The following is a 13,835-nucleotide window of genomic DNA, read 5'->3' on the forward strand; positions in this document are numbered from 1 at the left end:
AGAACTGACGAAGTCAGTACCCATACCTACGGCAAAGCGAAGCTAACGTGGTTTGAAGAGATTTTCGAAGAATATAAGTTGGATCCTAACAAATTGATTTCTGAGTCTAATCTATATAAGAAAATGAGCATCTCCAACTACGAGAATGCTCATTTTTTAGGATTGTATAGGCAAATTTTACATATGTTTTAAACGTTCAATCCGTTCTGAGATAGGTGGGTGGGTGTAAAAGAGTTTTTGGAACCCTCCCCCTTTCTTGGGATCATTGATATAAAGTGCACTGCTGGCATCATCGACAGGACGACTCATTGGTTTACTGTTATCCAACTTATGTAGAGCATTGATCATTCCTTGTGGATTACGCGTCAACTCAACACTTGAAGCATCAGCTAGAAATTCCCTCTGACGAGAAATAGCTAGTTGCACCAAGGTTGCAGCGAGAGGCGCCAACACGATAGCTAGTAGGGAAACCACTAGCATAATGATTTCTAAGCCATTTCCTTCTCTGTCATCGTCACTTCGTCTGCGACCTGCGCCACCCCACCACATCATACGACCTGCCATACTAGAAAGCATAGTGATAGCACTGGCAAGGGCAACGGCAATAGTCGAAATACGGATATCGTAATTACGAATATGACTAACCTCATGTCCCATAACAGCTTCTAGCTCCTCACGATTCATGATAGCTAGGAGGCCTGACGTCGCAGCAACCGCCGCATTTTGCGGGTTAGAACCTGTCGCAAAGGCATTTAAGGCTGGATCATCAATGATGAAAACACGGGGCATAGGAATCTGAGCGACCATAGCCATATCTTCTACTACATGGTAGAGGTCTGGTGCCATTTGCTCATCAACCTCACGCGCTCCATTCATGGACATGACAATCTCTGTCGATTGAAAAATCATAGACAAGGCATAGATAAAGCCGATAATCAGTGCGATAACCAAGCCACCAAGCCCAGATCGCATAAAGAGGTAACCAACCGCATAGCCAACAAGAGCTAAGAGTAGGAAAAATACCAGCAACAAAACCCAGGTTTTTCGTTTATTGCTTGCAATTTGATCAAACAACATCTTAGTCACCTAAACCGCTAAAATCAACTTTAGGAACTACCTTTTCCTCTTCTGGTGTTTGAAGGAAATCTGCTGCTTTAAATCCAAACATTCCAGCGATAATATTGCTTGGGAAAGTTTCTAATTTTACATTGTAGTTGCTTACAACACTGTTGTAGAGTTGACGAGAGTAAGAAATTTTATTTTCTGTGTTTGTCAACTCCTCTTGCAATTTAACAAAGTTTGTACTAGCTTTCAAATCTGGATAGCTTTCTGCAACTGCAAAAATACCTGAAACCTGACGAGTAAGGGCATCACTAGCTTTCATAGCTTCTGCTGGTGAAGTTGCTGCCGCCACTTGGTTACGTAGTTCTACCACCTTTTCGAGGGTAGAACCTTCATATTTGGCATAACCTTTTACAGTCTCAATCAAGTTTGGCAAGAGATCATTTCGACGTTTCAACTGAACATCAATCTGGCTCCAAGCCTCCTTTGTTTGCATACGATTTTTAACCAAACCGTTATAGCTAACAATCACAAAAATAACAACAAGAGCGATAACTCCAAGAATAATCCAAGTCATGATATAAGTCCTTTCTGCTTTTAGATTAGTACCAGTATATCAAATTTTTAATGATTGTGGTAAAATAAGATGATACTAAAGAAGGAAATAATTATGAAACCAGAAACATTTTACAACCTGCTTGCCGAGCAAAATCTTCCACTTTCGGACCAGCAAAAAAAACAATTTGAACGTTATTTTGAACTCTTGGTCGAGTGGAATGAAAAGATTAATTTAACAGCCATTACGGACAAGGATGAAGTTTATCTCAAACATTTTTACGATTCGATTGCACCTATTCTGCAAGGTTTGATTCCCAATGAAACTATCAAACTTCTTGATATTGGAGCTGGGGCAGGATTTCCTAGTCTTCCCATGAAAATCCTCTATCCTCAGTTAGATGTGACCATCATTGATTCGCTCAACAAGCGCATCAACTTCCTCCAACTTTTGGCTCAAGAACTGGATTTAGACGATGTTCATTTCTACCATGGACGTGCCGAAGATTTTGCACAAGACAAGAACTTCCGTGCTCAATATGATTTTGTAACAGCTCGTGCGGTTGCCCGTATGCAGGTCTTGTCTGAATTGACAATTCCTTACCTTAAAGTTGGCGGAAAACTATTGGCACTAAAGGCCAGCAATGCGCCTGAAGAATTGTTAGAAGCTAAGAATGCCCTCAACCTCCTTTTTAGTAAGGTCGAAGACAACCTCAGCTACGCTCTACCTAATGGAGATCCGCGCTACATCACAGTGGTAGAAAAGAAAAAAGAAACACCAAATAAATATCCACGTAAGACTGGCATGCCAAATAAACGCCCGCTTTAAATTTTTAAGTAAAAAATATTTACAAAGTTTGCAATTTTTGCTATACTATCACAAGCAAAGGTTTTTAATGTCATCCCGTGAGGTGACGAAGACGCAGAAATATTTGAAACTCTTTAAAGTCTAGATTTTAAAGAAGTCTTACTCTGAGGGCCTATTGCTGTAAAATAATGGGCTCTTTTTTGATGCCCAAAAGTGAGGTTTATATGAAACAAGAATCAACTGTTGATTTGTTACTAGACGTTGACCAACGTCCTTCGGCTGGAAAAGGAATTCTCCTTAGCTTCCAACACGTTTTCGCCATGTTTGGTGCGACCATCTTAGTACCATTGATTTTGGGAATGCCTGTATCTGTTGCCCTTTTTGCTTCAGGTGTTGGAACACTCATCTACATGATTGCTACTGGTTTTAAAGTTCCAGTTTATCTAGGTTCTTCATTTGCCTTTATCACAGCTATGTCACTGGCTATGAAAGAAATGGGTGGTGATGTATCTGCTGCTCAAACAGGGGTTATCTTGACTGGTTTGGTCTATGTCCTTGTTGCTACCAGCATCCGATTTGTGGGAACAAAATGGATTGATAAACTCTTGCCACCAATCATTATCGGTCCTATGATCATCGTTATCGGTCTTGGACTTGCAGGTTCAGCAGTTACTAACGCTGGACTTGTGGCAGACGGAAATTGGAAAAATGCTCTGGTAGCCGTTGTTACGTTCTTGATTGCTGCTTTTATCAATACAAAAGGAAAAGGCTTCCTACGAATCATTCCATTCCTCTTTGCCATTATCGGTGGTTACCTCTTCGCACTAGCTCTTGGGCTAGTTGACTTTACACCAGTTCTTAAAGCTAACTGGTTTGAAATTCCTGGTTTCTACTTGCCATTTAGCACAGGTGGTGCCTTTAAAGAGTACAATCTTTACTTCGGTCCAGAAACCATTGCCATCTTGCCAATCGCTATCGTAACAATTTCTGAACATATCGGAGACCATACTGTTTTGGGTCAAATCTGTGGCCGTCAATTCTTGAAAGAACCAGGTCTTCACCGTACTCTTCTTGGTGACGGTATCGCAACTTCTGTTTCTGCCTTCCTTGGTGGACCAGCCAATACAACTTATGGAGAAAATACAGGGGTTATCGGTATGACTCGTATCGCTTCTGTCTCAGTTATCCGTAACGCTGCCTTCATCGCAATTGCCCTTAGCTTCCTTGGCAAATTCACTGCCTTGATTTCAACTATTCCAAACTCTGTACTTGGTGGTATGTCAATTCTTCTCTATGGAGTTATCGCCAGCAACGGTTTGAAAGTCTTGATCAAAGAACGTGTTGATTTCGCTCAAATGCGTAACCTAATCATCGCAAGTGCTATGTTGGTCCTTGGACTTGGAGGAGCTATCCTTAAACTTGGTCCAGTTACCCTTTCAGGAACTGCCCTATCAGCCATGACAGGAATCATCTTGAACTTGATCTTGCCATACGAAAATAAAGACTAAGAGACTTGACGCAGAAAGAGAATGAACAAAAACGAGCTTCTCTTTACTAACCCCAAAAAGTTGCACAAATAATTATTGAAAGGATTTAGTTCTGTACTGCACAAGACTAAGTCCTTTTATAGTAAAATGAAGCAAAACAGTACATCATGTGGTATCGTCTGAAACAAGAACAAGACAAAAGAGCATCAAAAAAAGGTATTGCAACTTGGCAATACCTTTTTGAGGTGCTTTTTGAAAGCCATCAAATGGTGACTTTTCAGAGGGAGCAAAAAACTGTCCTCTTTATATTTTAAACATTTAAATGTCTTCTTTAAACAGTTTATTAAAGAAACCGTCTGTGTTTTTAAGAAGGGCTTTGAATACCTTAGATTTAAGAGCAACAGTGTGAGAGAAGTCATCTGGTTTCTTCAAATCTTCTTCAACTGCTTTAACAAAGATATCCTTCAATTGTGTATAGTTGGTAATTTGACGACCATCAATTTCAATAGTTTCAAATCCTTTTTCTGCTTTTGATTTAACCTCTTTGAACCATTCTTTTTTCCACTCTTCAAGATTATTGAATTTATCCTTAGAAACTTTCTTAATAATGAAATCATCACCTAGAGGTTTTTCAACTACTTGAACTTCTGTGGACTGAGTTGAAGAAATAGGTGTTTGTTCCTGAATAGCTTGTACTGTTGATGGATTTTCTACAAAATTCGGTGTAACACTATAATCCACCTTTTGTTGTTTTGTAGGAGTGGCAACTGAACTCTTTTGATTACTTACTTCGGAATCAGAAGTCGTTTGCCCCTCTTTAATATATCCAATATATGTGTAACCTGAAATCTCTTTAGGAAGAGGTAATTTTTCTCCAGAGGTCAATTCATAGTCCGTATTGTAATTTAGCAAAAGATGATTTTCTAAAGCATGAGCCGATACAAGAACACCGTTTCCTATTCCTGCAACCAATACTAAATGTAGTACCGTTTTGTTCTTAACTTTTTTCTTAGAAACAGCAAAAATTAAAATCCCCAGAGCAGCTAAGCTAACTCCAGCAACTAGGGCTTGCATCTCATTCTTGCTTCCAGTATTTGGCAATTCCGCCAGTTGATTTTGAGAATTTAACTTATAAACAAGATAATAAGTCTCATCATCATTCTCCACGTATGTCGGAATATCATAAACGAGCTGATTCTTTTCTTCTGATGATAGCTCTGAATCTGTCACATATTTATAGTGAACTCCTGAAGTTTCTTGTGCATCCACAGATGAACTAGCTAATACAGACATAAAAAATAAACTTGAAATCGTTGCAGATACAAGTCCTACTGATAATTTTCTAAATGAAAAACGTTCTTGTTTTTCACCAAAATACTTTTCCATGATTCCTCCTTGAAATACAATTTATAAATGTTACAAAGACCTTTATTATATTAGTGTATTATCTATAAAAAAGGCAATATACCTTAATTATACTCTTTATTTACCGAAATGTCTTAAAATTGCGTAGCGTTTTCATACTTTGTTTTATATTATTTTGGGGATACAATAACACCTACCATGGCATTTCCACGGCAGGTGTTACTCATATCACTAATCGTTCTAAAAATGGTTTAATACAGTTGAGGAGAATGCCTTCTATCCAGCTTTCTTGTGCTGAGGAGAGATGATCTGACTGGAGGCTTTCTTTTAGAAAATCTCGGACTTGTTCTGGTGCGATTTCAAACTCAAAGGCTTTCATTTTATAGAAAAAGTCGAGCAGATGGTCTGATAAGTATTCCGTTGAAAAGGGCACTTCTCCACTTTTTCGATATTCTAATAAGAGACGAGCAAATCGGGCTTTTTCTTCAGTAAGCTCACGAAAATAGGAATTGAGGAGCCAGATTTGCTTTTGCTTTCTTTCAATTGGATCCTGACCTGCAATTCGTTGGTCTTTTTCCAGCTCTTTTTGATATTGTTTGGCCTTGATAGCCCGTTCTGTTCGATTTTTACCAAAAAGAATTTTCTCCCACTTGCGTTCTTCTTGAGTTAGGGTCTCTGTAAAGCCAAAGTAATCTTGATAGGCTCGCTCTGCTGGTCCCATGGCTAGGACTAGATTGTCTGCATATTGCTTGGCGATTTTGTCTCTTTTTTTGCGCTCTTTCTCTGCTTGGATACGGAGTTCCTGTTCGTAGTCAATTTTCTCCTTACCTAGCTTGACAAGGTAGAGTTGATCGTCTGGTTTTCCAAGTAAAAATGGTTTGATATACTTTTCAAGGACTTCTTCCATACGAGCTTTTTTCTTGGGCTCTGCCTTGGTCCAACTTCCTCCTTGAAAGACTTCTAGGAAGAGCTGGTAGTCTTTCTCAGGTGAGAACTGATTGCCACGATTAGGTTTAAAAACACCTTTGTCCCAGAGCCATTTGAGAAGACGCTCGTCAAAGTCACTTTTATTAACCTTGATTTTTTCCTTTTTCTGGGCTTTTCTGGTCAGATTTTCAACTTTTCTGAGCAATTTTTCTTCCTCTTCCAGTTGCTGGTCAAGGGTCAATCGATGAAAATGACGAACACAGTCGCTACCAATCGGAAAGAGGCGTTGACCAGTCACTCCGTTAAAGAGTTCGTAGGCGTACTTGATGGCATTTCCACAGACACAATTGCTACGGCCGATACCGTTAAAAATCAAGGAAACTTCATTCCATTCCTTAGTAGCTTGTTCCCAAGTATCAGCTTTTGAAGCCTGTAAAACCGCATCGTGCAGGGATTTTCTAACTGGAAGTGTCATGAGGTCTCCTTTCTAGATTATACTTTTACAACTTGAACCTCGTCTTTACCGAGTAAAATCAAGTATTTTTCAATATTTTCAATCGAATAGGCTCGAGATAAAGCCTCTCCGTATAGGGCTAACTGACCACGATAGCGGTCTATGAGTTGACTTGGATCATCATAGCGATCTGTCTTATAGTCGAACAGAACGATTTTATCCTCATAAAGCAGATAGCCATCTAGGATACCACGGACAACGAAGTCTTCCTGACTCTTTTGGTCTCGTTTGAGCATGGAGAAGGGTTGCTCGCGATAGAGATGGTCGGTATTAACGAGAATTTCCTGACCGAGTGCTGTGTCAAAGAATGCAAGAATTTTAGAAAGATTGATCTTGTCTCTGACAGCTGGGCTGGTTTGAACTTGTTTGAGAGTTTCTGTCAGGCTAGTAAGCGTTGGTTGCTGACTGAGATCAATTCTCTGCATCAGTTCGTGGGTAGCACTACCAATCTCAGCTCCAGTTACCTTTTCTTTGCTTGAAAAATCTGGCAAATCGAAGCTGATTTTCTTATCTACTGACTGGCCTTGGCCTGCAATCTCAACACCTTCCATATCCATAAGAGGTTCATAGAATTTCTTGATTTGGCTTGGGGTTTGAACACTAGGAAGTTCAATGGCTGCGCGGTGAAGAGTATTATAGATTTCCACCTCTTTCAGCATTTCAAGAGCTTCTTTAATGGTTTCAGACTGGCGATTGTCTGCTTGGGAACTAGCTTGGAGAGGGCTTTTGTTTTCCAATTCTCCGATAGCTTCTCTAGTCAGCTGGTCTTCACCAACAAAATGATAGCTAAAGTTGAGATTGTCCTTGGCAAATACTTTACTGATAGCCCACATCCAATCTTGGAAATTCCTTGCTTGAAGTCTAGTGTTGCTATTTAGTTTTCCATTTTTAGCTGCTGGATAATCCTTGTCCTCCAGCTTTTCACGAGAACCCTTGCCGACAAGATAAAGCTTTTTCTCAGCTCGCGTCATGGCAACATAAAGGAGACGCATTTGCTCAGAATAGCTTACCAGCTGTAATTCCTCTTCGTTCTGCCTATAAGTCAGGCTAGGAATGGAGAGTTTGATGGTTTTAGGATAGTGATCTTCCACTGCTCCTGTCTCTATCTTGGCAATATATTTAACACCAAGTCCATTTTTACGGCTGAGAATGACTTCTGACATGCTGTCTTGCTTGTTGAAGTCTTGATCCATATTGAGAATAAAGACGTAAGGAAACTCCAGCCCTTTACTCTTGTGGATGGTCATGAGCTCTACTGCATCTTTTGGCGGTGCGACAGCCACGCTTGCCAAATCGTGCTTGGCTTCCAAGACTTGGTCAATCATACGAATAAAACGAGACAAACCCTTGAAATTGCTCTTTTCAAACTGATCAGCACGCAGAGCTAAGGCATAGAGATTGGCCTGTCTAGCAGGACCATTTGGCAAAGCCCCAACATAGTCATAATAAAAACGGTCGTTGTAAATCTTCCAAATCAGGTCATAGAGGGAGTGGGTTTTGGCATACAAGCGCCAAGAAGCCAAGATATCCATGAATTGCTTTAGTTTCTCAGCTAGAGCTGTGTGAATCAAGCCTTTTTGACTACTTGCCAGTTTTTGTGCATTGACCAGTTTCTCATAGAGATTTTCTTGGACTTTATCCTCTGATTTCTGAAGGGACAAACGTGCTAACTCGTCCTCATCAAAGCCAAACATTGGAGACTTCATAAGGGCAACCAAGGCATAGTCTTGCAGGGGATTGTGAATGACACGAAGGGTGTCTAACATGACTTGCACTTCTAGAGATTGGAGATAATTGTTTTGCTCTCCATCAGTTTTAACAGGAATCCCGTACTCAGACAGGGCGAGAAGAATCTGATCATTACGACTGCGACTGGAGGTCAGAAGGGCAATTTCTTTAAAGGCAACACCTTGTTCCTGATGGAGTTTCAGAATCTCCTTGATGACTAATCGCATTTCGCCTGTTAGTTTCGTTTCTGCCTGCCCCTCTTCTTCCTCATTTGTGTCGTCCTTATCGTAGAGGAGAAATTCCGCCTTGTTGTCTGGATTGGGAGTCAGTTTGGTATTGGCAAAAACAAGCTGGTGCATGTTATCATAGTTGATTTCTCCGACTTCTTGGTCCATAAGACGCTCAAAAACATCATTGGTTGCTGATAGCACTTCTGAACTACTACGGAAATTTTCCTTGAGGAGAATGAGCTTGCCCTCTTTTGGATTTTGCGCATAGCGTTGGAACTTTTCATTGAAAATCTGCGGGTCTGCCTGACGGAAACGATAGATAGATTGCTTGATATCTCCCACCATAAAGCGATTGTGACCATTCGACAGCAATTCCAACATCCGGTCTTGAATATGGTTGGTATCCTGATACTCATCGACCATGACTTCGTGGAAACGCTTCTGATAAGTCTCACGGACTTGCGGGAAATTCTCTAAAATTTCAATGGTATAATGGCTGATATCAGCGAATTCAAAGGCGTTTTCCTGACGTTTACGCTGACGATAAGCTTCCACGAAATCACTAATGAAGGCTTGGAAAGTCTTAGCTAGTTCCCATGTATCTCCATGATAACGTTCTTGATAATCGAGAATGGTTATCTGGTCTGACAGTTGTCCTAGCCTAGCAAACTGGGTCTTTCTTTCTTCGTTGTAGGCATCAGCCAGTGGCTTCAAATCAGCCTTGCGACTGGCATTCGTCAGAGCTCGGCCGTTTTTCTCCTTAGAGATGGAGACAACACGCGCAAGCACTGCCTGATAAGTCTGACTATCGGACTCTTGATTTAAGGAGCCAATTTCATCCAGAACTAACTGAACATTTTCTAAATAAGCAGCCTTGGGAAACTCCTTAGCATCATTATCCAGATGATAACGGAAAAAGCTTTCCAAATCCCAAAGGGCTTGTTTGATTTGCTCAGTCAGTTTTTCTTTTTCACTGGTAAAATCAGCCTCTTCAAAGCCTTTGAGGAAAGATTGACTCAGCCACTTTTGAGGATTACTGGTGGATTGGAGGAAGTCATAGATTTTATAGACTTGCTGGCGCAGCCCCCGTTCATCCTTGCCACGCCCAGCAAAGTTTTTCAGCAAATGACTAAAGGTCTCTTTCTGTTTGCCTTGGTAATAGGCTTCAAATACCTCATGGAAGACTTCGTTTTTGAGAAGAAGTTGCTCGCTTTGGTTTTGTAAAATACGGAAATTAGGCGCAATATCAAGCAGATAGCCATGTTTACCAAGGAATTTTTGTGTAAAAGAGTCCATGGTACCGATGGCAGTGTTGGGTAGGTCTGCCAACTGGCGGCCCAAGTGTTGTTTGAGGTCAACATCATTACTTTCTTGGATTTGTTGGCTGATTTTTTTCTCCAAGCGTTCCTTAAGCTCTGTGGCAGCCTTGACCGTAAAGGTTGAGATAAAGAGTTGAGAAATTTCGACACCACGCGCCAATTGGTCTAGAATACGCTCGGCCATGACAAAGGTTTTTCCAGAACCAGCCGACGCTGAGACAAGTATATTCTGACCAGAAGTGTAGATAGCTTCGATTTGTTCGGCAGTTTTCTTTTGTTCCTTGCTCGAATTTGCTTCAGCTTCTTGCAATTTTTGAATTTCTTCCTCAGTTAAAAAGGGAATGGGATTCATCGATTCAACTCCTCTCTTATTTTTTCAAACCAAGCTTGCTTGAGTTTTTCTCCGACCAGACGCTTGCCATCAGTTAAGTCCAACTTTTCTAGAAAACGGGCTTGGCCCAAGTGGTAATTAGCTTCAAATCCTGTGATGGCTTGATGTTGTTGAACATACGGTGCAATACTTCTGCCATTTTCGGTATAAGGGTTAATGGCGAACTGGCCTGCTAAAATCTTCTCAGCAGCTTTCTTGTAAAGACAGGCATTGTAGTCCAGTAGGAGCTGGAATTCCTCATCCGTCAGCTGATTAGCCTTGTTTTTGTTATAAAATTCGCCCAAATGACTGCTTTCTTTTTCTAAAAAGAGGCCTTGGTATTTCATTGACTTGCTGGCTTCTACTACTGCACCTGCTAGATTTTTAACGGCCATCAGAGATTGGACGGGCTCAGCCATTTCCAAGTACATAGCACCAAAAAAGTTGTTCTCTCCTTCTCTTTTTAAGGCAGCTAGATAGGTTGGCAACTGGGAATTGAGTCCATTAAAGAAATGAGGAAACTGGAACTGAGTTAGACTAGACTTGTAGTCTACCACTCCTATCGCCCCATCAGCTTTCAAACGGTCAATACGGTCAACCTTACCTCGTACAAAGACACTGCGACCATTGTCCAATTGAATAAAAGCTTGGTCTTTGCCGCCAAAATTTGCTTCCTCTTTAATAGTCTCGATTGATGGATTGTGTCGGAGAATATGCCCAGTCGTCCGTGCAACATCAAGCAGAACTTCCTTGGTAAACTGGGCTTCCAAACTTTCCTGATAAATTGCTTCAAATTCGCGTTCTTGACTGGTTTCTTTAATAGCTTGTTCTAAACGTTGGTCAAAGGAATCTTCGTCAGGAAACTGCAAGGCACGTTCAAAAATGCGGTGTAAGAAATTTCCGTGACTGCGGGCATCAGGACGCAAACGTAATTCCTCCTGTAAGCCTAAGACATAACGTAGGAAATAACTGTATTCATTGCGGTAAAACTCCGTCAAACCGGAGGTAGACAGGTAAAACTCCTGATCAGTTGGATAGAGAGCTTGCAAGGTGTCCTTGGTCAAGGGCTTACTGCTTGGACTGGTTGGGAGGGCAGGATTTTCCAGACCTTGCTGGTCTAGTTTTTTACCCATGACACGCGCCAGAACCTTAATAAATGTCAAATCTTGCCCAGTCTCACTCATCTCATCCTGCTGGTGATAGACAACTAGGCTAGATAAAAGACTGTGATATGAGCCCATATCCTCCTTAGACAGCCCTTTGTGATTCATCCTCTTCTCTCTCCGACTAAATCCAAAATGGACCAGCTCTTGAAGATAGGCAGATTCTTTGCTTTCGCTTTCATTAAAAAGGCTTGGAGCCGACAAAACCAACTGCTTACGGGCAGAATTGACCAAGGAAAGCATAGTATAGCGATTTTTCTTGAGGTTTTCACTGCTGGCAATCAGCAATTGTGCCCCATCTTCTGTCGCTTGGTTTAGTCTCTGTCTTTCTTCGTCTGTCAAAAGACTGGTGTTTTGCGCAATTTTTGGTAAATTGTCCTGAGTCAGCCCAATGGCATAAACGAAGTCAGCTGTCAGAGGAGCAATCAAATCATAACTCTGCACCAGAACAGTGTCTACTGTTGCTGGAATGGTGCGATACTGAGATAGGCTCATTCCAGAATGAAGCAAGGCTAGGAAGTCCTCCAGACTAACTTGCGAACCAGCAAAAACGGTCGCAAATTGTTCTAAAACATGACAGAAAGCCTTCCAAACTTCGGCCTGTCTTTCCTGTTCAAGAGCTTCCATAGTGGCTGTCAAATCTTGTAATTGCTTAGTCACTGAACTTTCTTTTAGAAAGCTATTCCATTTTTGTAGGAGGTTTTCAGCCTTTTGTTTTCGGCTGGCAAAGAGAGTCTCAAGAGGTGTTAAAATACGCAGACGAAGGGAATTCAAACGTTCCAAATCAAATTTTCCATGGTGGGATTTGGTGAAGGTTTGCTGAAAGGCTGGCAAGCCATTGATACCAAGATAACGGATATATTGCTCAAAAGCATCAATATCAGCCTGACTAAGGTCGGTATACAAACCTGTTCTAAGAAGGTTAATCAAATCCTCCTGACGAAAACGGTAGCGTTTTAAAGCCAAAATAGACTCGACAAACTGTGTCAAGGGATGATGAGCCATGGATTCGCTTCTACCAAGATAGAAAGGAATCTGATACTGGTCAAAAATCGTTTTTAGCGATAACTGGTAAGCAGCTACATCCCCCAAGAGAATACGAAAATGCTTGTAACTCAGGTCTGCATTTTCATGTAATTTCTGACGAATGCTACGGGCTACTAACTCCAACTCCTCCTTTTGCGTCAAGCAAGACCAGATTTGTAAGTTTTCACGATCATTCTCATCGACATCCAATGTTAATTCTGAAAAATCATAAGAAGACTCTAGCAAACGAGAGGCCTTGTCAAAACTATCCATCTTCTCATGAGTTTGAGAACAGTCCAGAGCAGGTGTTTGGTATTTAGAGGCTAGATGATGGAGAAACTCCACACTGGCTTGGTAGAGATTGCCCTCGCTAAAAGGACTAGTATAAGCTTTCTTACTAGCATAAGCCCCAATGACAACCTCAACACCCTTGCCGTGAAGTAAGGCCACAATTCGCTCTTCTTCGGCAGAAAAACGGGTAAATCCATCAATAACCAAGGCGATTTGAGTAAAATTACTGCTAACTTTGTCATTCTCAATAGCCTCAATCAAATGGGATAACTGACTTCCCTGAGCCAATTGACCTTGATTAAGATAGGCCGTTACCTTCTCAAAAATCAAGAGTAAATCGGCCCTCTTGTCCTCATCCGTCAAACTCTCCAAGTCCAAAAAACTCATCTGAGCCTTGGTCATCTCGTGGTAAAGATCAATCAACTGCTGGATAAATTGAGTGTCCTGCTTGATGGCACCGTATACTCGTAAGTTTTTGGGATCAAGTTCGGCCAGGCATTTGTAAAAGGCCATCCCAAGACCAATATCATCAAGACTGGTCTTGGCAGGCAAATCATTCAAAATCAGGTAACGAGCCATTTGAGTAAAGCGCGTGACGGTAATCGCAAAAGAAGCCTGCTGGGACAAGCATTCCAGCACGGCGCGTTCCTTTTCAAAAGAAAGAGAGTTGGGGGCGATGTAGAAGACCCGCTTGCCAGCAGCAACTAGCTCTTCCGCCTCTCTGGTTAGAATTTCAGTCAAAGAAGTCCGAATATCAGTATAAAGTAATTTCATCTCTGCCTCGTTGGAATTTTTCATTACCTTTTATTATACCATGATTAGTCTCGTAAATCTGTTAAAATATTTAGGCCATCCTTTCTTTTCTTCATCATCTGCTAAATATTAAATACTTAGCTTTACTTGTATTAGATAGAATAAATCTGGCTACTGAAAATCACATAATAAAAAAGGCTCTATAATATTTGTAGTGGGTAAATCCCCTATAGATAT

At 41.1% G+C, this 13,835-nt stretch carries 7 protein-coding genes and 3 pseudogenes; 3 read left to right on the forward strand and 7 right to left on the reverse strand.

Going from position 1 to position 13,835, the window contains the following annotated elements; genetic code table 11:
* Positions 1–192: pseudogene (locus HT724_RS10080) on the forward strand (hypothetical protein); the annotation flags it as partial.
* On the opposite strand, the gene htpX reads toward HT724_RS10080, so the two are convergent.
* Together htpX and HT724_RS08290 are read right to left on the reverse strand one after the other, a co-directional pair.
* Entirely contained in the window at positions 178–1,077 is a 900-nt protein-coding gene (gene htpX, locus HT724_RS08285; RefSeq protein WP_173276411.1) for a zinc metalloprotease HtpX, read from the reverse strand. The pseudogene HT724_RS10080 and the gene htpX overlap by 15 nt on opposite strands.
* Position 1,078: 1 nt before the next feature.
* Entirely contained in the window at positions 1,079–1,639 is a 561-nt protein-coding gene (locus HT724_RS08290; protein WP_173276412.1) for a LemA family protein, read from the reverse strand.
* Between the two features lie 93 nt (positions 1,640–1,732).
* Here HT724_RS08290 and rsmG point away from each other — a divergent pair, with 93 nt between their 5' ends.
* Complete coding sequence (rsmG, locus tag HT724_RS08295) at positions 1,733–2,446, forward strand: 16S rRNA (guanine(527)-N(7))-methyltransferase RsmG (RefSeq protein ID WP_173276413.1); 714 nt, start codon at positions 1,733–1,735, stop codon at positions 2,444–2,446.
* Positions 2,447–2,649: 203 nt separating this feature from the next.
* A complete protein-coding gene (locus HT724_RS08300; RefSeq protein ID WP_173276414.1) occupies positions 2,650–3,933 on the forward strand; it encodes a solute carrier family 23 protein in 1,284 nt (427 codons plus the stop codon).
* A gap of 297 nt (positions 3,934–4,230) precedes the next feature.
* Here HT724_RS08300 and HT724_RS10320 read toward each other — a convergent pair.
* The 5 genes and pseudogenes from HT724_RS10320 to rexB form a co-directional block, all read right to left on the reverse strand.
* Positions 4,231–4,533: pseudogene (locus HT724_RS10320) on the reverse strand (ZmpA/ZmpB/ZmpC family metallo-endopeptidase); the annotation flags it as partial.
* Positions 4,534–4,536: 3 nt separating this feature from the next.
* A pseudogene (locus HT724_RS08310) lies at positions 4,537–5,298 on the reverse strand (YSIRK-type signal peptide-containing protein); the annotation flags it as partial.
* Between the two features lie 202 nt (positions 5,299–5,500).
* Positions 5,501–6,679 (reverse strand): hypothetical protein, encoded by a 1,179-nt coding sequence (locus tag HT724_RS08315; RefSeq protein ID WP_173276415.1) that lies wholly within the window; start codon positions 6,677–6,679, stop codon positions 5,501–5,503.
* A gap of 17 nt (positions 6,680–6,696) precedes the next feature.
* On the reverse strand, positions 6,697–10,347 hold the full coding sequence (gene addA / locus HT724_RS08320) for a helicase-exonuclease AddAB subunit AddA (RefSeq protein WP_173276416.1): 3,651 nt from the start codon (positions 10,345–10,347) through the stop codon (positions 6,697–6,699).
* Positions 10,344–13,619, reverse strand: a complete 3,276-nt coding sequence (rexB, locus tag HT724_RS08325) for an ATP-dependent nuclease subunit B (RefSeq protein WP_173276417.1) — start codon at positions 13,617–13,619, stop codon at positions 10,344–10,346. Before rexB ends, addA begins: the two co-directional genes overlap by 4 nt.
* Positions 13,620–13,835: the final 216 nt, after the last annotated feature.

The organism is Streptococcus sp. k-402, assembly GCF_013277515.1.
Lineage (GTDB): Bacteria > Bacillota > Bacilli > Lactobacillales > Streptococcaceae > Streptococcus.

Bases quoted from the DNA above. Each gene is read 5' to 3' on its own strand.
- rsmG (WP_173276413.1), top strand. From the start codon at position 1,733: ATGAAACCAGAAACATTTTACAACCTGCTTGCCGAGCAAAATCTTCCA.
- htpX (WP_173276411.1), bottom strand. From the start codon at position 1,077: ATGTTGTTTGATCAAATTGCAAGCAATAAACGAAAAACCTGGGTTTTG.
- HT724_RS08315 (WP_173276415.1), bottom strand. From the start codon at position 6,679: ATGACACTTCCAGTTAGAAAATCCCTGCACGATGCGGTTTTACAGGCT.
- rexB (WP_173276417.1), bottom strand. From the start codon at position 13,619: ATGAAATTACTTTATACTGATATTCGGACTTCTTTGACTGAAATTCTA.
- addA (WP_173276416.1), bottom strand. From the start codon at position 10,347: ATGAATCCCATTCCCTTTTTAACTGAGGAAGAAATTCAAAAATTGCAA.
- HT724_RS08290 (WP_173276412.1), bottom strand. From the start codon at position 1,639: ATGACTTGGATTATTCTTGGAGTTATCGCTCTTGTTGTTATTTTTGTG.
- HT724_RS08300 (WP_173276414.1), top strand. From the start codon at position 2,650: ATGAAACAAGAATCAACTGTTGATTTGTTACTAGACGTTGACCAACGT.